Raw genomic sequence first — 23,369 nt, 5'->3', positions numbered from 1 at the left:
TACATCAATAACAAATTGCTTTAATAATCAGATATTTGAATGTTTACTACTTTTAATTTTTTTAGAAAAAAGCCAAGAGTATATACCAAAATAGAAAGTCATATTTATGGTATTATTACGGAGCTTTTAAAAGTGAGCAGCACCGACATCAATGTGGATGAATTGGGTGGAAAATATTATTTGAGCAACGAGGAACAGCATTTTAAAGTAACAATTTTGAGCAATGATTATGTGATCAGATTAACGAATACACATGATTCTGTCGCAGAAAAATACGATAAGGTTTTTGTTGAAGATGTTTTGAAAGCTGTAAAAGAAGAAAAACATCGAAGAATGGAATTGGTTTATGATTCTATTACAAACAGCATTGAGAAAATGGCCGAACGTTTGCACAATCGACTTATAGAGTCAAATGAACAAGATCAGACGGTAAGACGTTTAGATGTAAAGCCAGTGAAAAAAAAGAGAGTTAATAACTTCTAATTTTCTTAATTTAAAATCATTTCGTCGTAGCTTAAAATTGTTTCATAACCTTTTTTTGCGAAATACTCTTTTGGATTTTCATTAGAAACTATCATTACAAAATCTCCTCCCCACGCACCGAGACTTTTTATAACACCATTAAAATCTGGAAAAACAGCTTCTTTAATAGTTTGCATTTCTAGAATATTACTCAAATGAATTTCGTGTCTTTGAACTGCAGAAGCAAATTCTTTTAGTGTTTTTGCATTTAGAATAGCATGAGTAATTTTATCGTTTTGGATAACGCTTTGTGCCAAATGATTGTTTTTGTGATTGTTGTAAGCGTATATAGCTGATTTGCTGTTTTGTTTTTTATTTAGATAAACAAAATAAATATGCTCCTTAAAATCAGGATTAAATTCAACTTGTTCTACAAAATTATCTTTGACACGATACAAAACTGGAGTATCATTTTGTGCGCAAGCAATATCATAACCGCTTCCGCCAAAACTATTATTTAATAATGTAAAAGCATTTACATCTGTCCATTGTGCAATATTATTGATCAATGTTGAAGAAGTTCCCAATCCCCAATTTCTTGGAAAAGTCAAATGGGTGCTAACTTTATAGCCGTTTGAATTGTCAATAAATTTAGGGTTTAAAACATAAGCTTCATGCAGAATATTTATAAGTGTCGACTTTACGGCATCAATGTGCGAATCAGAACCCTTTATTACTTCATCAAAAGAAAAGGTTTCTTCAAACCATAAATGTTTGTCAGAATCATAACTTTTCCATTCAATTTCTTTGTTTTCAAGATCTTCAATTACTAAATCTTGACCAAATTTTGTTGGTAATGCGAAAGCTTCTGCGCCGTCTAAAACCAAATATTCTCCTGCAATAAAAAGTTTTCCGTTACTGTAAAAGGTGTTTTTCATGCTTTAATTTTTTTAAAACTCCAATCCCGAAGCCTCGGGATAAATCCCAAATTCCAACTAAGATTGTGATTTGGTACTTTATTTAATGCTATAATTTTTTCGGAATTTTATTTATTTCTTAGATTCTCAATAAATTCTACCACAGCACTATGAGAAACGGCTGTTTTTTTGAAGTGAGTCTTAATTAATTGACGTTCTTCATCAGTGGCCTCAAATTGATTGATGATGTTGTTTAGATGCATTTTCATGTGACCTTCCTGAATTCCGGTTGTAGTGAGTGATCGCAGAGCAGCAAAATTCTGAGCTAAACCTGCAACGGCAACAATTTCCATTAATTCTTGAGCCGATGGTTTTTCTAAAATCTCTAAACATAATTTTACCAAAGGATGCAAAGAAGTTAGTCCGCCAACAGTTCCTAGTGCAAGCGGAATTTCAAGCCAAAAAGTAAAAATTCCATCTTCGATTTTGGCGTGAGATAAACTCGCATATTGTCCATTTTTGGCTGCATAAGCATGAACTCCGGCTTCCACGGCTCTAAAATCGTTTCCTGTAGCCAAGATTACCGCGTCAACCCCGTTCATGATTCCTTTATTGTGTGTTACGGCTCTAAAAGGTTCAACTTCGGCAATTTGTACCGCTTGTAAAAAACGTTCAGCAAATGCTGCTGGATTAGGAATATGTTTTTCGGCTAATTCTTCGATAGGGCAAGAAACTTCTGCTCTCACCAAGCAATTCGGAACGTAATTCGATAAAATACTCATTACAACTTCCAGAGTTTCTCCGTTCTCGCATAAATCAGAATTTTGAGCTTCTTCTTTTAAAGTAGAGGCAAACTGCTCTAAACAAGAATTGATGAAGTTCGCGCCCATGCTATCTTTGGTTTCAAAAGTGGCATGAAGCTGATAATAGTTCTCCAATAAACTTCTTTTGTCCTTTAATTTAATATCCAAAATCCCGCCGCCACGCTGTTGCATGTTTTTGGTAATATTCTGGGTTTCAGAAAAGAATTTAGGTTTTATTTCGTCGAAAAAAGTTTTTAGTTTTTCTGCATCTCCATTATAATTGAAATGAACCTGACCAATTTTTTCTGTATTAATGATGGTGGTTTTAAAACCGCCACGAGTAGACCAATATTTTGCTGCTTTTGAAGCTGCTGCAACTACAGAACTTTCTTCAATTGCCATCGGAATGGTTTTGTATTTTCCGTTGATTAAAAAGTTTGGAGCGACTCCAAGTGGGATATAGAGGTTTGTAATGGTGTTTTCGATAAATTCGTCATGCAATTGCTGAAGCTTTTCGTCTGAATTCCAGTAATTTCTTATAATATTTTTAGCCTCTTCAGGGTTTGAAAAATATTCATTTGCAATCCAGTTGATTTTTTCTTTTTTGGATAATTTAGAAAATCCGGCAACAGCGTTGTTCATTCTCAGTATATTAAATAATAATGTTGCGGCAAATATACCATTTTAAGAGATTTGTTTAAAATCTATTTTAAAAACTGTAATAGCGCAATCGTTATTTTTTTTAACATTTAACACTTAAAATGTGTATTATGTTTATTTTTTTCACTAAAATTGGGCTCTTTTTTATATTTAAATTAATTGTAATGAATACAAGTAAAATTACTGTAATACTTCTATTTCTAGTTGCAACCGTTTTTGGTCAACAAAAAATCACTATCGAAAATATTTACGGCGGCGCTTTCCGAGCAAAAGGAATGGATGAGCTGCAATCTCTTAAAAATACCGACCAATATACGGTGCTAAATATTGATAGAGCGAGCAGAAGTATGCAGATTGATTTATATGATTTTGCAACTCTAAAAAAAGTGTCGAATTTAATTGATACTAAAAATCATGCAGCATTATCGGAAGGTATTGATAGTTATACTTTTGATGCTTCAGAAAAGAAGATTTTAATTGCTTGTAATACCAATCAGATTTTCCGTCACTCTTTTACAGCAGATTATTACTTATATGATATCGCTTCTAAATCTCTAACGAAGCTTTTCGATTTTCAAGTTCAAGAACCAACTTTTTCTCCAGACGGATCTAAAATCGCTTACGCAAAAGAAAACAATTTATATGTATATGATGTAGCTTCAAAAAAATCTGTTGCAATTACAACTGACGGTAAAAAGAATGCCGTAATTAATGGTATTACGGACTGGGTTTACGAAGAAGAATTTGCATTTGTTCGCGCTTTTGATTGGAGTAAGGACAGTAAAAAAGTGGCTTACATTCGTTTTGACGAAAGCCAAGTTCCTGAGTTTTCAATGTCAATGTTTCACAAAGATTTGTATCCAACAATTGAGACTTTTAAATATCCAAAAGCAGGAGAAAAAAATTCAGAAGTTTCATTACATATATATGATGTAGCGGCTGCAGCAACTAAAAAAGTAGATTTAGGAAGATATAATGACTTCTATATTGCTAGATTGCAATGGACTAACGATGCAAATGTACTTTCTGCACAAGTGTTAAATCGTCATCAAGACAATTTAGATTTATTGTTTGTTGATGGAAACACAGCAACTGCAAAAGTAGTTTTAAATGAAAAAGATAAAGCTTACGTAGATGTAACAGATAATTTAACGTTCTTAAAAGACAACAGTTTTATTTGGACAAGCGAGAAAGACGGTTTCAATCATATTTATTTATATGATAAAACAGGGAAATTAAAAAATCAAGTTACAAAAGGAAACTGGGAAGTAACTTCATACTACGGTTTTGACGAAAAAACAAAAACTATTTTCTACCAATCTACAGAAAATGGTTCAATCAACAGAGATCTTTACAGAATCTCCTTAGACGGAAAAAATAAATTACGTTTATCAAAAAAAACAGGAACAAGCGCAGCAACTTTCAGCCCGAACTTCCAATATTTTATTACTACTTTTTCAAGTAATTTAGTGCCTACGACTTATACTTTAAATGAGTCAAAAACAGGAAAAGAAATTCAAGTTATCGAAAACAATCAAGCTCTTGCTGATAAATTAAAATCATATAACTTACCTTCAAAAGAATTTATTGTTTTAAAAACAGCAAAAGGAAACGAATTAAACGCTTGGATTTTAAAACCAAAAGATTTTGATCCTTCAAAAAAATATCCAGTTTTCATGTACCAATATTCTGGTCCAGGATCTCAGCAAGTAAACAACGATTGGAATAATACAGACGATTATTGGTTCTTGTCACTTACAGAGCAAGGTTACATCGTAGCTTGTGTTGATGGAAGAGGAACAGGTTTTAAAGGAGCAGATTTCAAAAAAGTTACTCAAAAAGAATTAGGGAAATATGAAGTAGAAGATCAAATCGATGCAGCAAAAGTAATCGGTTCTTACTCTTATGTTGATCCTTCAAGAATTGGAATTTTCGGATGGAGTTATGGAGGATTTATGGCTTCAAACTGTATTTTTCAAGGAAACGATGTTTTTAAAATGGCAATTGCAGTTGCTCCAGTAACAAACTGGCGTTTTTATGATAGCGTTTACACAGAGCGTTATATGCAGACGCCACAAGAAAATGCAAGCGGATACGATCAAAATTCGCCAATTAATCACGTAGATAAATTAAAAGGTAAGTTTTTATTAATTCATGGTTCTGGAGATGATAACGTTCACGTTCAGAATTCAATGCAGATGATGGAGGCTTTAATTCAAGCAAATAAACAATTTGATTCTCAAATTTATCCAGATAAAAATCACGGTATTTATGGCGGAGCTACTAGAATCCAGCTATACAATAAAATGACTAATTTTATCAAAGAAAATCTATAATCTAAATCTTTTAAACTTAATTAAATAAGCGAATAATATGGGAGAAACTCAAGTAAAAACTGCGCATCCAAAAGGACTTTGGGTATTGTTTGGAACGGAGATGTGGGAGCGGTTCAATTTTTATGGAATGCGAGCTTTATTGACTTTATTTCTTGTAAATTCATTATTAATGAAAGAAGAAGAAGCGTCATTAATTTATGGAGGTTTCTTAGGACTTTGTTATTTAACGCCAATGTTGGGAGGTTTTGTGGCAGACCGTTATTTAGGTAATAGAAATTGTATTTTATTAGGCGGATTGTTAATGGCAACTGGGCAAATGCTTTTGTTCACAAGCGGAAGTGTTTTTGAATCTAATTTAGATTTAGCTAAAATTATCATGTATTCTGCTTTGGGCGTAATTGTTTTTGGTAACGGATTCTTTAAACCAAACATTTCTAGTATGGTTGGAAGTTTATATCCAAAACAAGAAAAAACAAAATTAGATAGTGCTTTCACTATTTTTTATATGGGAATTAATATAGGGGCTTTTTTAGGTCAGTCTATTTGTCCTTTGTTAGGAGATGTTAAAGATGCAGGAGGTATTAGAGATATTCATGCTTTTAGATGGGGATTCATGGCGGCTTCTGTAGCTATGTTATTAGGAACACTACTTTTTTATTTTTTAAAGAACAAATATGTAGTTTCTCCGGAAGGAAGACCATTAGGAGGATTGCCATCAAAAAATGTAGCAGAAGATTTTGAAGAAGGAGAGGCACAGACAGCTAATTTTTCTAGTAAATCTCTAACAATTGCAGGAATTGCATTTATAGCTTTAGGTTTCTTTTTTCATTATGTTGTGGGGCAGAATTTAATTTACACATTAATTTATTCTAGTGGTATAGCATTAGCGGGATTGATTATATCGGATACTTCATTAACGAAAATTGAAAGAGACAGAATCATTGTAATTTACATTGTTTCATTTTTTATTATCTTCTTCTGGGCAGCTTTCGAGCAGGCAGGTTCTTCGTTGACATTTATTGCAGACAACCAAACAGATAGAAATTTCTTTGGCTGGCAAATGCCTCCTTCGATGGTTCAAATCTTTAACGGATTATTTGTTGTTCTATTGGCAGTTCCATTTAGTATACTTTGGGATACTTTAAGAGCAAAAGGAAAAGAACCAATCTCTCCAGTGAAATTGGCTGTTGGTTTAGTGGTAATCTCGATAAGTTTCTTTATGATTGCAACTCAGGTTTCTTATATCGGAACTTCTGGATTGTTATTGGTAAAATGGCTTATCCTGTTATATTTCTTAAATACATGTGCTGAGTTATGTTTGTCGCCAATCGGATTATCATTGGTAGGTAAATTATCTCCAAAACGTTTTGCATCTTTACTATATGGTGTGTTTTTCTTGTCTAATGCTTCTGGTTATGCTCTAGGTGGAACTTTGGGTTCTATTTTGCCTGCAACTGGAGATAAATTTGCAAAAGCAAAAGAATTAGGAATAGATCTTCAAGCAGTTTTAGATAATAAAATAGTGCCAACTGCAGAGCAATTGGCTCTTTTAGAGCAGCACCAAATTAGTGCTCATAATCACTTTTTTGCAGGATTTGAAATCCATAATTTATATGAGTTCTTTATGGTATTTGTGGTGCTTACTGGTATTGCAGCAATTATATTATTTGCGTTGACTCCATTCTTGAAAAAAATGATGCATGGTGTTAGATAAAATGGAGAAGACAATTACTTTAGAAGAAATTCAAAATTTTGAGGGCAAGTATCCAAAGCAATTATGGTATTTGTTTTTAGTTGAAATGTGGGAACGTTTTTGTTTCTACGGAATGAGAGGGGTTTTAGCAGTTTTCATGGTAGACCAATTAGGTCTGGTTGAAGGGAAAGCGAATCTTCAATATGGAGCTGTGCAGGCTTTTGTTTATGCTTTTACCTTTATTGGTGGAATTTTTGCCGATAAAGTTTTAGGATTTAAAAAATCGCTTCTTTTTGGAGGAATCGTTATGATTTTGGGTAATTTGCTAATTGCCGCAAATCCGCATGATTTCTTTTATTATGGAATAACGCTTTCTATTATTGGAACTGGTTTCTTTAAGCCAAATGTTTCTTCGATGGTTGGAGAGCTATATCATGAAAATGATGGTCGCCGTGACGCAGGTTACGGATTATTTTATGCCGGAATTAATATTGGAGGAATGCTTGGTGGTGCAATACCTATTTATTTAGGAAAAAATTATTCATGGAGCCTTTGTTTTCTTTCGGCGGCAATTGTTATGATAATTGGTGTTGTAACTTTTCTTTTAACGAAAAAACATTTAGCGCCTATTGGAAATTCTCCATTAGAAAATCATGCTCCTAAAAAACGAAATCTTTACGAGATAGCGGTTTATGTAGGTTCTTTTGCGGTAATTCCATTAGTTTACATGATGGTTATAAATTCTGATTTTACAGAGTATTTTATGTATACGATCGGAGTTTTGGCATTGGTATATTTTTTATATGAATTGATATTGATAAAAGAAAGAAAGCAGCGACTTAAGTTTTTGGCTGCCTTTATCTTTATTTTTGCCTATTTTATGTTTATGGCAATTTCTGAGCAATCAGGAGGTTCATTGTCATTATTTGCGAAAGATAATTTAACGAATAAACTGTTGTTCTTTAACATTGATCCAAATGTGGTTAATAATAGTATAAACTCACTTTACGTTATTGTTTTTAGTCCATTATTAGGCTTCTTGTGGATTTATATGTCTAAGCGAAAAATAGAGCCTAATACCGTTATTAAATTTGGTCTATCATTTATTTTACTGGCAGCAGGTTTCTTTATCTTTTATGCCGCTAGATATTTTGTAAACCAAGACGGATTGAGTTCTCTAGATGTATTTGCTTTAGGATATCTTTTGTATACGTTAGGTGAATTGTGTATTGGACCAATCGGAATGTCTGTAATAACAAAGTTGTCTCCAAAAAGATTATTTGGAATGATGATGGGATTATGGTTTCTTTCAAGCGCATTCGGTCAATTTGCTGCGGGTAAATTAGGAGCTGAAATGTCTGATGCAAATACTGGAACTACATTAATGTCTAAACTTATGGCCTACACAAGTGGATATTATCAATTAGCGGTTTATGCATTAGTTGCAGGAATTGCATTCATTGTTTTAACTCCGTTAATTAGAAGGTTAATGCAAGAAGTTAAATAATTATATTGTAATTAGTTTTTGCATAAATTTGTCAAAATTTCTCATTATGAAAAAAATAATACTTGTGACTTTCATTTTGCTTGGTGCTTTAAATCTTCAGGCACAAGAGTTAAAGTGGTATACAGATGTTAGAGAGGCAATTACGGTAAGTAATAAAGAACAAAAACCGATGTTAATGTTTTTTACAGGAAGTGATTGGTGCGGTTGGTGTATTCGCTTGCAAAATGAGGTTTTAAAGACGGAAGAATTTAAAAAGTGGGCAGCTACAAATGTGATTTTGGTAGAGTTAGATTATCCAAGAGCCGTTCCTCAAACGCCAGAACTTAAGAATCAGAATCTGGAATTGCAGCAAGCTTTTGCAATTCAAGGTTTTCCAACAATTTTTTTCACTAGCGCAGAATCTAAAGATGGAAAAGTTAATTTTAAAGGTCTTGGTAAAACAGGATATGTTGCTGGAGGTCCTTCTGCCTGGTTAACCGTTGCAGACGGAATTGTTCATCCTAAGAAATCATAAAATAAAATAATAAATTGTAAAAAGTCCTTTACTGTTGTAAAGGACTTTTTTTGTTTTGTAAGAAAAAAATTTCTTTTGCTCATTTGTATTGTGATTTTTGTATTTTATTGTTATTAAAAAAACATATAATGTATTTTTTGTGCTAATAAAAATTGGAAAATTAAAATATAATGTTAATTTCGTTTCGCTAATCTAACCAAAACCAATTTATATGACCAAAAAACTACTTATCCTACTGTTTTTTTTGGGTTCATTTTTTATGCAAGCGCAAAATCTAGCCTGGCGAACTAGTATGACAGACGCAATTGCAATTAGTAATGAGCAAAAAAAACCAATGTTGATTTTATTCACTGCCTCAGGTGTACCAGACAATCTTCAAAACGAAATTTTTAAAACTCCTGATTTTGCCGTCTGGTCACGCGATAATGTGATCTTAGTAAAATTAGATTTATCAGACATGAACGCTTCTGAGAGTGATCGTGAGCAAAATGTAAAATTAAAAAATGCATTTGGTGTAGAAGATCTGCCAGAAGTATGCTTTGCCATGGCATCAGTAAGAAAAAACAAAACAACATTCAGTGCCCTAGGGAAAATAGCTTACAAGCCTGGTGGGGCAAAAGCTTGGATTGCAGAATCGAATACGATTTTACACCCGCCTGAATAAAGATTTCATTTTAACTTTTATTTTAATTTTTTTTTTTGATACCTCTTTGTCCCCCGACGGAGAGGTATTTTTTTTGTCTAAAAAAAAATCAAAGGCAGAGAATTTGATTTTTTATGGTATTGTTTTTTAAAAAATTATTAAAATAAGATTCGTTTATTATCAATGTGATTTTAATTATTAAATCAGCATTTTTTGTTCGTTAAATAATTAGTTTAATTTGGTTTTTATATTATTTTCGTCATATTAACTTAACCAAAACCAATTTTATTATGCTCCAAAAACTACTTATTTTAGTGCTCTTTTTGAGCTCTTTTTTTGTGCGTTCTCAAGGTTTAGTTTGGAGAACCGATATTAATGATGCTGTTGCAGTAAGCTCAGAGCAAAGAAAACCATTGCTGATTTTTTTTACAGGTCAAGGTGTGGGACAGAAATTTCAAAATGAAATTTTTGCTACACGAGACTTTGAAGATTGGTCACGTAGAAATGTTATTTTAGTAAAACTCGATCTTTCTGATCCAACAGTTTCTGAAAACATAAAAGAACAAACTCTACGATTGAAAAATGCTTTTGGAGTTGAACAAATTCCTCAAGTTTGTCTGACCGAAGTTTATTTAAGAAAAGGAAAGACAAGCTTTAATAAGCTAGGTTTAATTTCGGATAATCAAGCGGGTATCAAATCTTGGATATCTGAATGCAATTCGATATTAAATAAGGAATAACCTAATTACAATTTATAGTATCCCTTTTCTTTCGTTGAATGAAAAGGGATATTTTTTTTCAAACAACTTTCTTTCCAGTATTTCTGAATAGAATTGGAGTTTGATCCGTCTGCTATTATCATTTTTGGCTGTATTTGGGTTAATAATCGGTCTAGATTTATCTTTGGGGTTTGAGTAAGAATTAAAAGATCTGGCGATAAATTGGGAGGGTAAATGCCCGAACTGTCAATTAAGAGTATTTTCTTGTTTTTAAAATACATTAGGTTTTTTAGGGGGTCAATTTTACTTAAAGAAGCCGAATTTCCTACTAGATAAGAATTCATAATTCTATCATTCGAATCATTTTTATAACTAGTATCTCTTTTATAAAACACTACAGTATTTCCTATACGGGTGGAAATTAATGAATTGTCTTTTTTGTTATAAACGATAAGTTCTTTTTCCTTCTCAATCTCAATTTTTGACAGAATAAAAGAGAGTTGTACTAAAATAACTGAACTCATAACGAATATTGTTTTAGTAAAATTTGGTTTTTTTAGCCATATAATGGAGCCAATTATTAAAAGATAAAATGTTAGTAAATAATACGAGTTAAAACTAATATTTTGAATAACAAATGAATCTACAGAAGCCACTGCATGTATCATAAGATTTAAAAGATAAATGCTTTTTTCAAAAATCACTATTATCCATAATGGCGGATTTGTAAAAATGGCAATAATCATTACGATAATTCCTGCAATCATTATAAAAGACAAAACAGGAAGAATTATGATATTGGTAACAAAAAATAAGCCCGGAAATTGATGAAAATAGTAAAGGCATAAAGGTAATGTGCCTATCTGAGCGGCAAATGAAACAGTTAAAGCCTCCCATATATAATTTGTCAATTTGTTTTTTGGTGTGTAAATGTTTTTTAGAAGCGGCTGTAACCAAAGAATGAAAAACAGCGCCAAATAGCTTAACTGAAATCCGACATCGAATAAAAAATAAGGTTCAAATAAAAGTATAATGAGAATTGAAACGAGTAACGTATGATAGATGTTTCCATTTCTTCGCAAGTGGTTTCCGATTGCAATGAAAGAAAACATAACAACCGATCTTAAAACTGAAGGTGATAAACCTGAAATGATGGCAAATCCTGATAAAGAGATTAAAATGGAAATCAGTTTTAAAAATGATCCTTTACTTGTATTTGGAATTGGTTTTAAAATAAAAGTAATAAAAAGCATTATAAAACCTACGTGTAAGCCAGAAACTGATAAAATGTGTGTTGCTCCAGAATATTGATAATCTTGAATAATATCCTGTGAAATTTCTTGCTGCTGGCCTAATATTAGTGCCAGAGCGACATTCATTTCTGATTTATTGAATTTTGATCTTTCAAGATTAGAAAGTATTCTTGAATGTAGTTTGGCGCAATAATACCAAATGTCTTTTTGAATCTGTTTATTGATAAATATTTCTTTTTTCTGGCAATAGATTTGAGCATAAATCTGTTTGTTGGCCAAATATTTACTGTAATCAAATTGATTCGGATTTTTATTGGATTGAGTGCGTTGTAAAATAGTTTGAATTTTAATGCTATTGCCAATTATCAGATTATTTTTAGCGCTATCTTTTTGAATATTGATGATAATTTTGCCTGAATAATTTTCCCCAGAAATAGATTTTATCAAACCTATGTAGCGATCGCTATAATCGTTCCCCTTTAGTTTTTCTCTGAGAAGTAAAGTTATCTGTTGCTTTTTCTCAAATGCTGGTTTGCAATGTGCATAATTGGTTTTTTGAAGACTTTCTGTATGGGTCAATAACGTTAGCGAGCCAATAAAAAAAGCAAGAAAATGGGCTGAAAATCCAAATGAGAAATCATTTCTGCGGTATTTTAAATTCCACAAATAAGAAAAACAAAATAGAGCAAATGATAGTGAAATCATTGCTAATGCAGCTGTAATTGAAAAATTAAGATAATAAGAGGAAATCAATCCAAATATAAAGGCAATTGTAATTTTTACTAACGGAAAATCTAATACTTTCATGGCTTAAAAGTATTAAATAATTTGTAAGAAAAATAATAAAAAAAATGATTTTACGGAAGTATTCGATTTACTTGTTCAAAGGCATTTTTATAATACGCTTCTTTAGTTGAAGAAATAATAACTCCTTTAGAAGTAGAAGAATGAACAAATTTTATTTCATCAGAATTCGCTTCTGTAATAAGTCCGACGTGATTGATTTGTCTGCTTTTATTGGTTTTAAAGAAAATTAAATCGCCTTTTCTGGCATCATTTAGCGGAATCACTTTTCCAATTTTTGCCTGCTCATAAGATGCCCTTGGCAGTGTTATATTTTCACTTTGAAAAGTAGTATAAACTAATCCTGAGCAATCAAAACCACTTCTTGTAGTTCCTCCAGCTTTATAACGAACACCAATATTGTCTGTTGCTTTTTCAATTAGAGTATTCACTAAAGCTCTATTTTCTTTTTTTGATTCGCTTTTAGTTGCTACCCCAGAAGTCGATTTACAAGAAGTAAAAGCAACGGCTAAAAACAGGAAAATGATGATTCTTTTCAAAACGTAAGTTTTAAGTTTATTTTTTTAAATCGGCTACAATCAATTCTGCAGTCTTTTTACTTGCTCCAACACCGCCTAATTTTGCTTCTAAAATATCATAATTCTGAAGTACTTTATGACGATATTGAGGCTCTAATAATTTCTGAAGTTCTTCTTTGATTCGTTTTTTATTGCATTCTCCTTGAATCAATTCTGTCACCACTTCTTGATCCATAATTAAATTGACAAGAGAAATATATTTTAGGGTAATAATACGTTTTGCAATTTGATACGAAACTTCGCTTCCTTTATAGCAAACTACTTCAGGAACTTTAAAAAGTGCCGTTTCAAGAGTTGCAGTTCCAGAAGTTACCAAAGCAGCTGTCGATGAACGAAGCAGATCGTAGGTTTTATTAGAAACAAATGCAATATTTTTATTTTTTAGAAACTGCTGATAAAACTCATATTCCTGACTTGGAGCGCCAGCAATCACAAATTCATAATCCTGAAAATCATCTACAACGCTTAGCATGACGCTTAGCATTTTGGTAATTTCCTGTTTACGGCTTCCTGGTAAAACGGCAATAATTGGTTTTTTGCCTAAATTGTTTTCTTTTCTAAATAAAGCTTCATCAAAAGCAGGCTGATTCTGAATGGCATCAATTAATGGATGTCCGACAAAATCTACTGGAAAATGGTGTTTGTCTTCGTAAAAGCTTTTTTCGAAAGGAAGAATAACAAACATCTTATCGACATCCTGTTTGATTGCATTAATACGATTCTCTTTCCATGCCCAAATTTGTGGAGAAATATAATAGTGTGTTTTGTATCCTAATTCTTTAGCCCATTTAGCAATTCGCATATTAAAACCTGGATAATCAATAAAAATGATTACATCTGGCTGAAATTCAGAAATGTCTTTTTTGCAGATTTTGATATTGTTTAAAATAGTTTTCAAATTAAAAACAACTTCAATAAATCCCATAAAAGCCAATTCACGATAGTGTTTAACTAAAGTTCCGCCCACTTTTTGCATTAAATCGCCGCCCCAAAATCTAATTTCTGCTTCAGGATCTTCAACGTATAATGCTTTCATTAAGTTCGAACCGTGCAAATCTCCAGAAGCTTCTCCTGCAATTATGTAATATTTCATGTTGGTTTTTTTGAATGTGCTAAAGTTGTAATTCCGTATTAATGGGAACTTAGCAAAGATAAGATTTTAAACAATTAATGTAGAAATTGCTAGTACAATCACCGCTAAAATTACGCCTCGAGCCATAAATTCTTTGTTTCTTTTTAATAAAATGGCAAAAACGGCAAGATCTAAAAGTGTTCCTAAAGTGATTATTTTTCCAAGATATCCCTGTTCTTTTATAATTTGAAGTCCAGAGGAAACATCAAAAGTGGTAAAAAAAGTAATGAATAAATAACTTCCTAAAAGTGCTGTAAAAATTCCGATTATAAAACCGATTGCTATTTCTTTAATCATTTAATTTCCAAGTATTAAGTTGTTGAATGGAGTGGTGTGCAGTTAAGTCAAATTGAACGGGAACTACCGAAACATAGCCGTTTTCTAAAGCCCATTCGTCGGTATCTTCACCTTTATCCTCGTTGATAAATTTTCCGGCAAGCCAATAATAGTCTTTTCCAAAAGGAGTTTGTCTTTTGTCAAATTTCTGCGCGTAGTATGCTTTCGCTTGACGGCAAACTTTAATGCCTTTTATTTCGGATTCTTTTAATTTTGGAAAATTCACATTTAAAACTACTCCTGGAGGCAATTTATTAGCCAAGGTTTCTAAAGTAATTTTCTTTACAAAAGATTTAATTTGTTCAAAATCGGCATTCCAGTCAAAATCTAATAGAGAGAAACCAATCGATTGAATGCCTTCAATTCCTGCTTCGACGGCAGCGCTCATTGTTCCCGAATAAATTACATTTATAGAAGAATTGGAGCCGTGATTAATACCAGAAACACACAAATCGGGTTTGCGTTTTAAGATTTCATTTACGGCCAATTTTACGCAATCTACAGGAGTTCCCGAGCAGCTGTATTCTGCAATTGGATCGCTTTCTTTTGAGATTTTATCTAAAAACAAGGTGTTGTTTATTGTAATCGCATGACCCATTGCGCTTTGAGGTTTGTCAGGAGCGACGACGATTACTTCGCCGATTGTTTCCATGACACTAATTAGTGCTCTAATTCCAGGAGCTAAAATACCGTCGTCATTAGTAACAAGTATTAGAGGTTTTTCGGCTTTCATTTTATGAATATTATGTGTAATTTTAACAATTGTAAGATTTTAAAAACAAATGTAGTGACAGATTCTTCGAGATAAGTCACAAATAATGTAAAATTTGTCAACTAAGTTAAAGAACTTTTTTGCGAATTAAACATTTTTATATCTTTAACAAAAAATTATCGTGACGTTAGCTATCGTGGCATAGTTTTTAACGTAACTTAGATTAAAAAATTGATGAATGCTATTATAAAGTTTATGAAAAGAAATTATAAGATAATTATAGCCGTGTTGTGCTTGTCGCTGACATTATTCGCTTTTAAGATGAATGCCGATAGGACAATTGATCCGGATCCGAACAGAGATAAAACACTTTTAGAATTATTAGCATTTGTTATTGAAAAAGGACATTATAGTCCAGCAGAAATAAATGACGAATTTTCAAAAGGTATTTTTAAAGATTATATTGATGCGTTAGATCCGTCAAAAAGATTCTTTCTTCAATCTGATATTGATGAATTTAAGCAGTACGAATTAATGCTTGATGATCAATTTTTGAATAAGGATATCACTTTCTTCAATCTTACTTACACTAGATTGATGAAACGTATGGAAGAAAGTAAAAAACGTTATAAAACGATTTTGGCTCAGCCTTTCAATTATAATGTTGACGAAACTTTTAATGCTGATTACGAGAATATTCCGTATGCGAAAAACTTAACGGAAATCAATGAAAGATGGAGAAAACAAATTAAATTATCTACACTTTCTTCATTGGTGACAAAACAAAAAATTGAAGAGGAAAAGAAGAAAAAAGATCCTGAATACAAGGAAAAAACTTTTGACGCTTTAGAAAAAGAAACACGCGAAAGTTCTTTAAAATCTTTAGATGATAACTTTAGTGTTATTAAGGATTTAAATAGAGAATATTGGTTTTCTGTGTATTTGAATTCAATTATGGCTCGTTTTGATCCGCATACAAGCTATTTTGCTCCTGAAGAAAAAGATCGTTTTGATGTAAACATCAGCGGTAAATTGGAAGGAATTGGAGCTCGTTTGACTAAGAAAAATGATTTCACTCAAATCGATGAATTGATTTCTGGAGGTCCAGCTTGGAAAGGAAAACAACTAGAAGCTGGAGATTTAATCTTGAAAGTAGCTCAAGGAAATGAGGAACCAGTTGATGTTGTTGGAATGCGTTTGGATGATGTTGTAAAGAAAATTAAAGGTCATAAAGGAACTGAGGTTAAACTGACAGTTAAAAAAGTAGATGGTTCTATCAAAGTAATTTCGATCATTCGTGATGTTGTAGAAATTGAGGAAACGTATGCGAAATCTAGTATAGTTGAGAAAAACGGTTTAAAATATGGGGTAATTTATCTTCCGAAATTCTATATCGATTTTGAAAACAAAGACGGACGTGATGCTGGAAAAGATATCGCGCTTGAAGTAGAAAGATTGAAAAAAGAAAACATTAACGGAATTGTTTTAGATGTTCGTGATGATGGAGGTGGATCTCTTTCTACAGTAGTTGACATTGCTGGTTTATTTATTGAAGAAGGACCAATTGTACAGGTAAAATCTGCTGGTAAAAAGAAAGAAGTTTTATATGATAAAGATAAAAAAATCGAATGGGATGGTCCGTTGGTAATTATGGTAAACAGTTTCTCTGCTTCGGCATCTGAGATTTTGGCAGCTGCAATTCAGGATTACAAACGTGGAGTAATTATCGGAAGTAAACAAACTTACGGAAAAGGAACTGTACAAAATGTACTAGATTTAAATCAATTCGTGCGTAATGCGAATTATGGAGATCTTGGAGCTTTGAAAATTACAGGGCAGAAATTTTACAGAATTAATGGAGGTTCAACTCAGTTAGAAGGTGTTCATAGTGATGTGGTGATGCCAGATCGTTATGCTTACCTAAAAATGGGAGAAAGAGATATTGATAATGCAATGCCTTGGGATAAAATTGACCCAGCAGATTACACTACTTGGACTTCTAGTGAAAACTTCAATAAAGCAATTTTAAACAGTAAAAATAGAATTGCTCAAAATGCTCAATTCAAATTAATTGATGATAATGCTAAATGGATCGATGTTAAAAACAAAGAAAATACATATAGCTTAAATATTAATAGTTTTAAAGCAACTCAGGAACAAGTTGAAAATGAAGGTAAAAAATACAAACCAATTTTAGATTACAAAAATAATCTGGTTTTCAAATCGCTTCCTTACGAAGAAGCGGAAACAAATAGCGATGCTTCTTTAAAAGAAAAAAGAGATGCTTGGCATCAAGCTTTGGCTAAAGATGTTTATGTAGAAGAAGCCTTAAATGTTTTGGATGATTTGCAAACAAAAGGATTGGTAAAAAATAACGTTTCTCCTAAAATGAAAAAGGATAAATTAGTGAAGTCTTAAGTTCAAAAGAATTTAATTTGTTTAAAAACGCTCTATAAATTTTAATTTATGGAGCGTTTTTTTTAAGTTTAACTTCTTAAAAGTGCTATTATGAAAAGTTATATCGGTCTAATGTTGTTGGGTTTTGTTCTGTTGTCTTGTAAAAAGGAAAAAGAAGAAATCGATGAAAATATAACTAGAGAAGAAGTTGTTTCGTTTAAGGGAAATAATAGTGCTAAGGATTCTATGTATACAGTTGCTTACCTGCCGACTTCGACAACAAAACAGGTTGTAAAGCATCATTATTATACGCTTTCTTACAATGAAAAATTTGAACAGGCTGAATGGGTTGCATACGAACTGAAAAAAGAATATTTAAAAAATAATGATTTTAAAAGACCTTATTTCATAGAAGACCCAAAAGTAACTACAGGTTCTGCTGATTGGAGAAATTATAAAAAATCTGGTTATGATAAAGGACATCTTTGTCCTGCCGGTGATATGGAATTTAGCAAGGAGGCTTATAACGATACTTTTTATACCTCAAATATTTCTCCGCAGAAAAAAGAATTTAATGCTGGAATTTGGAATAGAATAGAGCAAAAGACTCGTTATTGGGCAGAAAAATACAATGATATTTATGTGGTAACGGGTGGAATTGCCACAGATTCAGATAAAAAAATAGGAACAGAGAAAGTCGCTGTTCCTAAATATTTCTATAAAATTATTTTAGCTAAATCGGGTAAAGAACACAAGGCAATTGCTTTTTTAGTTCCAAACGAAAAAAGTGACCAATCAATTTATGATTTCGTTGTTCCCATCGAAACTTTAGAAAAAATGACAGGAATTGATTTTTTTCCGAATCTTAAAAACTTAAAAAGTAGTAAGGACTTTTAATTCTTCAATTGTTGCTGTTGGGTTTTGAGCTTTAAAGACAAAGCTTCCTGCGACTAAAATATCGGCGCCGGCTTCTACTAATTGTTTGGCGTTTTTACTGGTAACACCACCGTCAATTTCGATTAGTGTTGAAGCATTTTTACGCGTAATCAATGCTTTTAATTTTTTTACTTTATCATAAGTGTTTTCGATAAACGATTGCCCTCCAAATCCTGGATTCACACTCATGATGCAAACTACGTCAATATCATTTATGACATCTTCTAAGAGGTCGATATTGGTATGCGGGTTCATTGCTACTCCAGCTTTCATTCCTTCTGCTTTAATCGCCTGGAGCGTTCTGTGCAAATGCGTGCAAGCTTCATAGTGAACTGTTAATCCGTTTGCTCCTAAATCTGCAAAAGTTTTAATGTAACGATCAGGATCAATAATCATTAAATGTACATCGATATATTTGTTTGCGTGTTTAGAAATAGCTTCCAAAACTGGCATTCCAAAAGAGATATTCGGAACAAAAACTCCATCCATAATATCGATATGAAACCAATCAGCTTGGCTGTTATTAATCATTTCAATATCACGTTGTAAATTAGCAAAATCTGCTGCAAGAACTGAAGGAGCGATAAATGTATTTTTCATTATGTAGTTATGTGTTGTTTTTACAAAGATAATTTTTTTATGCTGTGTGCAGAAATTTAAACGCAAAGAGCGCTAAGATTTTACGCAAAGTTAGCTAAGTTTTTGTTTGAAATTAATTAAGAAAATGAAGTTCTCAAAGCTTTGTGTTTTCTGTGTGCTTTTAAAATTAACAACAAAAACTTAGCGAACTTTGGGTAGTCCTTTGTGTTCTTTGCGTTAAAAAAATTATGCGCAATATATTAAAAAAATTTTCGGCTAAAAATAAAAAACTCCGGTAATCAGCCGGAGTTTCAATCATCAATCAAAAAACGAACAGTCAATCAAACTGTTGTTTGCGGTAAAATTCCAAGTTTAAATTCCAAATCTCAATTAGATTGGAATTTGGTATCTTAAATATTGAAATTTAATATTGTTATCCTAAATAAGTTTTAAGGATTTTACTTCTAGAAGTGTGTTTCAATCTGCGGATTGCTTTTTCTTTAATCTGACGAACACGCTCACGAGTTAAGTCGAAAGTTTCTCCAATTTCTTCAAGAGTCATTGGGTGCTGATCGCCAAGACCAAAATACAAACGAACAACATCTGCCTCTCTTGGAGTTAATGTTTCTAAAGAACGCTCGATTTCAGTACGAAGAGATTCGTGAATTAATTCTCTATCTGGATTTGGAGATTCCCCAGAACGTAATACGTCATAAAGGTTAGAATCTTCTCCTTCAACAAGAGGAGCATCCATTGACAGGTGACGTCCAGAGTTTTTCATAGACTCTTTCACGTCATTTACAGTCATATCAAGTTCTTTTGCAATTTCTTCAGCAGAAGGCGGACGCTCATTAGATTGCTCTAATAACGCATACATTTTGTTGATTTTATTGATAGAACCAATTTTATTTAATGGTAAACGTACAATACGAGATTGTTCAGCTAAAGCTTGAAGAATCGATTGACGAATCCACCATACAGCGTAAGAAATGAATTTAAAACCACGAGTTTCATCAAAACGTTGAGCAGCCTTGATAAGACCTAAGTTTCCTTCATTAATTAAATCCGGAAGAGTTAATCCTTGATTTTGATATTGTTTAGCCACAGATACTACGAAACGTAGGTTGGCTTTTGTTAGTTTTTCTAAAGCTCTTTGATCACCAGCCTTTATTCTTTGTGCTAATTCTACCTCTTCATCAGCGGTAATTAGGTCAACTTTTCCAATTTCTTGTAGATATTTATCTAACGATGCAGTTTCACGATTCGTTACCTGCTTGGTGATTTTAAGTTGTCTCATGTTGTTGTCTCCCTATTTTTTTAAAGTGTACAAATGGTTATACGTAAAGAGTATCAAAAAAGTTACAATTAAATGAAAAAAAATAAAAAAAAAACTCCAATACATTCATGCACAGGAGTTTTTAGTGTTATTTATTTTTAATTTTAATTTGCAGAACTATCTTTTATTTCGATAAAATCTTTAATTGAAACAGGATTTCCTTTCTCAGTAAAACCTTCTAAGCTTATTTCGTATGTTCCAGAAAGATCTGAGGTGAAAAAAGTAATAGGTTTTCCATTGCTTAAATCTATTTCTGGGTTCCATAATAACTGACTTCTAAAATCTGGAATTCTTTCGTATTTAGTAGTGTCGGTATAATCTGTTTTATAATAAGACTTTTTTAGAGAAGGCCTTAGAAGCGCTGGTTTTAAGATGTAATTTTCTTTTTGTGGGCTGGTATAATTGCCATCTTCAGTGATAATGCTGATTATTCCATTAAAAACTTTTGGCCCCACATAATATCCTCCAGTTAAGACATTGATGCTGCGAACATTATTCATGTTGTAGGTAAAAAGTTCGTTTACATTTTGCAGCAGCAAACCATCAACAATAACTAATGCGGGTTCTGGTGACTGAAATTTTGTACTGTAATCTACAACATGTAAGCTATAATTACCGCCGTTTTGTTTGTAAGAAGCTGCGGTTGCGATTTCGATGATGGTTTCTTTTAAAGTAGGGAATCGAGTAAAGTCGTTAAGGTTGTATTCTTTAGCAATCGGAGAATAAAACGGGTCTATTTTCTCTGGTTTTACAAGGCTGTCTGTTTTATTTAAATAGTACGCATTTTCGATCTGACTTGCAATTGATCTTTCTAATAATGTTTCTTTAAATTCAATTGGTAATCTAAAACTAGGCTGAAAGGATAATTTACTATACTCTGGCTCGGTTGCTTTATCAAGTTCTATGGTAAAGCTTTCTTTTTGCTCTCCTAAAACCTGTAAAACAGTTTCGTTGCCGGTATAATTTTTATCTAAATTGAAAATGAAATGACCAACCTGATCTGTTTTTACCACTTTAAAGGCGAAAGATTTTCCTGTAATCGATAATGCTACATTGATATTTTGAATGCTTGTAGAATTGTCTTTTGGGATGATTTTACCAGAAATCGTTTCTCCACGAAGTTCAGGAAGAATTAGTTTTTCTTTTGTTTTTAAAGTCTCAATACTAGCTGTGTTTTTAGAAAATTCGCTAGCAGTCAACTGTTGTGCAAAAGTTAAATTATCTATTTTTCTAACAGAAAGAGAGTAGTTTCCTTTTTCAGCAGAAGACAGAGAAGCAATTTCTAAAACAACTTTTTCACGATTTGAAAAGTTTTTTTTGTTTAAGTTTATTTTGAAATTCTGGTCCAATAAATTTTCTTTATTGATAGGCGATGCTGTCAATACAACTGCTTTTTCTTCAGTAGTTTTTATTGAAGAATTTTTGTCCGCAGTGTTAGTTTCATTGACTTCATATGGATTTATGATTTTAATGTCAATTTGAAAAATTTTCGAAACAGACGAATTTAAAGTCCAAGCCGTATATCCTATAAGTTTGTAATTGCCTGTTTTTATTGTAGTAGGAATAAAGTAGTCTCCTGCAGCGGTACTGTTGTTTAGACGTAATTTGTTTTTAAAAATAACGTTGCTATTACTATCTACAAGTTCTGTGTAAGCTATTTTGCTAATTGCGCTTGGCGTTTTGTCTGTGCTTTTAAGGCAATAGATTTTATACAATAGAGTTTCGCCAGAAACAAATGTTGTTGCATTTGCATGGATAAATAAGGTTTCATTTAAAGAAACTTCTTGTTGGGCCGCGATTTGTTTGGTACTGATAAGCAATATCAATAATAAAATGTGTTTTAGTCTTTCCAAAATGAAGGTATTATATTAGACGCAAATGTTGTACAATCTCCGCATGCAGCCTCTACCATGGTGTAGGTTGCTGATCCTTCGCCGGCTATATAGGTAATGGCGTTGTTTTGTATGCCAGAAATTAATGCAGGTCCATCACAAGGAGGATTTGTATTAAGCTGAAAACAGTATCTAAATGAAATGTTTTCACACGGATTTAAATAAGCTGGGGTATTAGTCGGAGGAAATAAATCGGTGTAATTAAAAAAGATTCTTTGAGTCGATACGGATGTAACATCAAAATAACCTATAACTTTTTCATCAACATTGCTTGTACATCTAATATTACCAGAAAGTACTCCAGGCTGTTTTGGCGATAACACGCTTGAAGACGTAGCCATTTCTTTCATAATTTTATGAAAAGCATAAGCTTCTTGGTTTTCTACGTATTGTTTTACTAATATGCTATATCGCTGTGCCACAATGTAATCATCTTCTTTGATGAATCTAACTGGTAAATTGACGCGATCTTCTGTTAAATTGTTTGTAGAGGTGATAATGATGTCTGTTGATTTTTTTGTTGCATAACAGACTTTTTTGTTCGGATCATTATCTTCTTGTACCCTTATTCCTTGAGTACCTGTAACGATAGCTCTTTCAGAAGACCATTTTGGAGCTACAATTTTATAAGTTTCTTCATATTCATATCTATAATATTTTGAAGTTCTTGTTGGATCGTAACTGTTTACATTAATTTGAACGCCAAGTCCTTCCTTTTCTTTTGTAACAGCAGTTGGAACCACACTCGTGATTGGACTTACTGTTGTTAAAGTTTGATTAGATGATTCGTAAACTTTACCATCTTTAGTTCTCACTTCCAAATGATATTGTCTACCGGCAAGAGCTGCAAATTCTGTTTCAGAAACATATTTGTCAGACTGCTCCGCGAAAGAATATGTATTGTTTAGGTTGTCTTTTATTGTAACCGTTGCACCAGTTACAGTAGTTACTCCTTCATCTTCAAATCGAGCAGTTTTAGTAATCTTTATTTCTTGCTTTTTAAGTTCATTTGTTAGTGTAGCTTCAATAACGATTGCTTCCTCATAAGTGTTGGTTTGTAAATTATAAGTCTCTGTACAACTACTAATCAATAAGCTTAATAGAAGTAAAAGAATGATTTTACTCGAGTGTTTGATTTTTATAGCTTTTTGATACATTTT

Annotated in this window: 20 protein-coding genes; 9 read left to right on the top strand and 11 right to left on the bottom strand. The window is 32.3% G+C overall.

Features of this window, described 5'->3' with window-relative positions:
* Positions 1–39: 39 nt before the first annotated feature.
* Positions 40–483 (top strand): hypothetical protein, encoded by a 444-nt coding sequence (locus LL966_RS10435; RefSeq protein ID WP_229352991.1) that lies wholly within the window; start codon positions 40–42, stop codon positions 481–483.
* A 5-nt stretch (positions 484–488) separates the two neighbouring features.
* On the opposite strand, the gene LL966_RS10430 is transcribed toward LL966_RS10435, so the two are convergent.
* Entirely contained in the window at positions 489–1,400 is a 912-nt protein-coding gene (locus tag LL966_RS10430; RefSeq protein WP_229352989.1) for a GYDIA family GHMP kinase, read from the bottom strand.
* 107 nt (positions 1,401–1,507) lie between these two features.
* Positions 1,508–2,824, bottom strand: a complete 1,317-nt coding sequence (locus tag LL966_RS10425) for a hydroxymethylglutaryl-CoA reductase, degradative (RefSeq protein ID WP_229352987.1) — start codon at positions 2,822–2,824, stop codon at positions 1,508–1,510.
* 182 nt (positions 2,825–3,006) lie between these two features.
* Between LL966_RS10425 and LL966_RS10420 the strand changes: the two genes are divergently transcribed.
* The 6 genes from LL966_RS10420 (at position 3,007) to LL966_RS10395 (ending at position 10,275) form a co-directional block, all read left to right on the top strand.
* A complete protein-coding gene (locus LL966_RS10420; protein ID WP_229352985.1) occupies positions 3,007–5,178 on the top strand; it encodes a S9 family peptidase in 2,172 nt (723 codons plus the stop codon).
* Between the two features lie 37 nt (positions 5,179–5,215).
* A complete protein-coding gene (locus tag LL966_RS10415) occupies positions 5,216–6,892 on the top strand; it encodes a peptide MFS transporter (protein WP_229352983.1) in 1,677 nt (558 codons plus the stop codon).
* A 1-nt stretch (position 6,893) separates the two neighbouring features.
* Positions 6,894–8,378 (top strand): peptide MFS transporter, encoded by a 1,485-nt coding sequence (locus tag LL966_RS10410; protein ID WP_229352982.1) that lies wholly within the window; start codon positions 6,894–6,896, stop codon positions 8,376–8,378.
* A gap of 46 nt (positions 8,379–8,424) precedes the next feature.
* On the top strand, positions 8,425–8,892 hold the full coding sequence (locus LL966_RS10405) for a thioredoxin family protein (protein ID WP_229352980.1): 468 nt from the start codon (positions 8,425–8,427) through the stop codon (positions 8,890–8,892).
* Between the two features lie 211 nt (positions 8,893–9,103).
* The gene (locus tag LL966_RS10400; RefSeq protein ID WP_229352978.1) at positions 9,104–9,556 is read left to right on the top strand and encodes a thioredoxin family protein; all 453 of its coding nucleotides are present in this window, start codon (positions 9,104–9,106) and stop codon (positions 9,554–9,556) included.
* Positions 9,557–9,825: 269 nt separating this feature from the next.
* A complete protein-coding gene (locus LL966_RS10395) occupies positions 9,826–10,275 on the top strand; it encodes a thioredoxin family protein (protein ID WP_229352977.1) in 450 nt (149 codons plus the stop codon).
* Between the two features lie 5 nt (positions 10,276–10,280).
* Here LL966_RS10395 and LL966_RS10390 read toward each other — a convergent pair whose 3' ends face one another.
* From LL966_RS10390 to surE, 5 genes are all read right to left on the bottom strand, one after another.
* Positions 10,281–12,314, bottom strand: a complete 2,034-nt coding sequence (locus tag LL966_RS10390; RefSeq protein WP_229352975.1) for a ComEC/Rec2 family competence protein — start codon at positions 12,312–12,314, stop codon at positions 10,281–10,283.
* 50 nt (positions 12,315–12,364) lie between these two features.
* Positions 12,365–12,850 carry a C40 family peptidase gene (locus LL966_RS10385; protein ID WP_229352974.1) on the bottom strand — a complete coding sequence of 162 codons (486 nt, stop codon included), beginning with the start codon at positions 12,848–12,850 and terminating at the stop codon, positions 12,365–12,367.
* A 16-nt stretch (positions 12,851–12,866) separates the two neighbouring features.
* Positions 12,867–13,982: a lipid-A-disaccharide synthase gene (lpxB, locus tag LL966_RS10380; RefSeq protein WP_229352973.1), complete on the bottom strand. Its 1,116-nt coding sequence runs from the start codon at positions 13,980–13,982 to the stop codon at positions 12,867–12,869.
* 66 nt (positions 13,983–14,048) lie between these two features.
* Complete coding sequence (locus tag LL966_RS10375; RefSeq protein WP_229352972.1) at positions 14,049–14,318, bottom strand: hypothetical protein; 270 nt, start codon at positions 14,316–14,318, stop codon at positions 14,049–14,051.
* Positions 14,311–15,090 (bottom strand): 5'/3'-nucleotidase SurE, encoded by a 780-nt coding sequence (gene surE / locus LL966_RS10370; protein WP_229352971.1) that lies wholly within the window; start codon positions 15,088–15,090, stop codon positions 14,311–14,313. The genes LL966_RS10375 and surE overlap by 8 nt, the downstream gene beginning before the upstream one ends.
* 213 nt (positions 15,091–15,303) lie before the next feature.
* Between surE and LL966_RS10365 the strand changes: the two genes are divergently transcribed.
* Both LL966_RS10365 and LL966_RS10360 read left to right on the top strand, forming a co-directional pair.
* Complete coding sequence (locus tag LL966_RS10365) at positions 15,304–17,487, top strand: carboxy terminal-processing peptidase (protein WP_229352970.1); 2,184 nt, start codon at positions 15,304–15,306, stop codon at positions 17,485–17,487.
* Between the two features lie 90 nt (positions 17,488–17,577).
* Positions 17,578–18,363 (top strand): DNA/RNA non-specific endonuclease, encoded by a 786-nt coding sequence (locus LL966_RS10360; protein ID WP_229352969.1) that lies wholly within the window; start codon positions 17,578–17,580, stop codon positions 18,361–18,363.
* On the opposite strand, the gene rpe is transcribed toward LL966_RS10360, so the two are convergent.
* The 4 genes from rpe to LL966_RS10340 all read right to left on the bottom strand — a co-directional run bounded on the left by rpe (position 18,340) and on the right by LL966_RS10340 (position 23,366).
* Complete coding sequence (rpe, locus tag LL966_RS10355; protein ID WP_229352968.1) at positions 18,340–19,002, bottom strand: ribulose-phosphate 3-epimerase; 663 nt, start codon at positions 19,000–19,002, stop codon at positions 18,340–18,342. The genes LL966_RS10360 and rpe overlap by 24 nt on opposite strands.
* A 412-nt stretch (positions 19,003–19,414) precedes the next feature.
* Positions 19,415–20,278 (bottom strand): sigma-70 family RNA polymerase sigma factor, encoded by an 864-nt coding sequence (locus tag LL966_RS10350; protein WP_007804760.1) that lies wholly within the window; start codon positions 20,276–20,278, stop codon positions 19,415–19,417.
* 143 nt (positions 20,279–20,421) lie between these two features.
* Complete coding sequence (locus tag LL966_RS10345; protein WP_229352964.1) at positions 20,422–22,170, bottom strand: hypothetical protein; 1,749 nt, start codon at positions 22,168–22,170, stop codon at positions 20,422–20,424.
* Positions 22,158–23,366, bottom strand: coding sequence for a DUF4249 domain-containing protein (locus LL966_RS10340; RefSeq protein WP_229352962.1), 1,209 nt, complete (start codon positions 23,364–23,366; stop codon positions 22,158–22,160). Before LL966_RS10340 ends, LL966_RS10345 begins: the two co-directional genes overlap by 13 nt.
* Positions 23,367–23,369: the final 3 nt, after the last annotated feature.

The sequence above is a fragment of the Flavobacterium chungbukense genome (assembly GCF_020805785.1).
GTDB classification, from domain to species: Bacteria; Bacteroidota; Bacteroidia; order Flavobacteriales; family Flavobacteriaceae; genus Flavobacterium; species Flavobacterium chungbukense.
This window is presented reverse-complemented; position numbering and strand designations above follow the sequence as displayed.

Excerpts from the sequence above, each read along its gene's own strand:
- LL966_RS10435 (WP_229352991.1), top strand. The coding sequence starts at position 40 with ATGTTTACTACTTTTAATTTTTTTAGAAAAAAGCCAAGAGTATATACC.
- LL966_RS10430 (WP_229352989.1), bottom strand. The coding sequence starts at position 1,400 with ATGAAAAACACCTTTTACAGTAACGGAAAACTTTTTATTGCAGGAGAA.
- LL966_RS10425 (WP_229352987.1), bottom strand. The coding sequence starts at position 2,824 with ATGAACAACGCTGTTGCCGGATTTTCTAAATTATCCAAAAAAGAAAAA.
- LL966_RS10420 (WP_229352985.1), top strand. The coding sequence starts at position 3,007 with ATGAATACAAGTAAAATTACTGTAATACTTCTATTTCTAGTTGCAACC.
- LL966_RS10415 (WP_229352983.1), top strand. The coding sequence starts at position 5,216 with ATGGGAGAAACTCAAGTAAAAACTGCGCATCCAAAAGGACTTTGGGTA.
- LL966_RS10410 (WP_229352982.1), top strand. The coding sequence starts at position 6,894 with ATGGAGAAGACAATTACTTTAGAAGAAATTCAAAATTTTGAGGGCAAG.
- LL966_RS10405 (WP_229352980.1), top strand. The coding sequence starts at position 8,425 with ATGAAAAAAATAATACTTGTGACTTTCATTTTGCTTGGTGCTTTAAAT.
- LL966_RS10400 (WP_229352978.1), top strand. The coding sequence starts at position 9,104 with ATGACCAAAAAACTACTTATCCTACTGTTTTTTTTGGGTTCATTTTTT.
- LL966_RS10395 (WP_229352977.1), top strand. The coding sequence starts at position 9,826 with ATGCTCCAAAAACTACTTATTTTAGTGCTCTTTTTGAGCTCTTTTTTT.
- LL966_RS10390 (WP_229352975.1), bottom strand. The coding sequence starts at position 12,314 with ATGAAAGTATTAGATTTTCCGTTAGTAAAAATTACAATTGCCTTTATA.
- lpxB (WP_229352973.1), bottom strand. The coding sequence starts at position 13,982 with ATGAAATATTACATAATTGCAGGAGAAGCTTCTGGAGATTTGCACGGT.
- LL966_RS10375 (WP_229352972.1), bottom strand. The coding sequence starts at position 14,318 with ATGATTAAAGAAATAGCAATCGGTTTTATAATCGGAATTTTTACAGCA.
- surE (WP_229352971.1), bottom strand. The coding sequence starts at position 15,090 with ATGAAAGCCGAAAAACCTCTAATACTTGTTACTAATGACGACGGTATT.
- LL966_RS10365 (WP_229352970.1), top strand. The coding sequence starts at position 15,304 with ATGAATGCTATTATAAAGTTTATGAAAAGAAATTATAAGATAATTATA.
- LL966_RS10360 (WP_229352969.1), top strand. The coding sequence starts at position 17,578 with ATGAAAAGTTATATCGGTCTAATGTTGTTGGGTTTTGTTCTGTTGTCT.
- rpe (WP_229352968.1), bottom strand. The coding sequence starts at position 19,002 with ATGAAAAATACATTTATCGCTCCTTCAGTTCTTGCAGCAGATTTTGCT.
- LL966_RS10350 (WP_007804760.1), bottom strand. The coding sequence starts at position 20,278 with ATGAGACAACTTAAAATCACCAAGCAGGTAACGAATCGTGAAACTGCA.
- LL966_RS10340 (WP_229352962.1), bottom strand. The coding sequence starts at position 23,366 with ATGTATCAAAAAGCTATAAAAATCAAACACTCGAGTAAAATCATTCTT.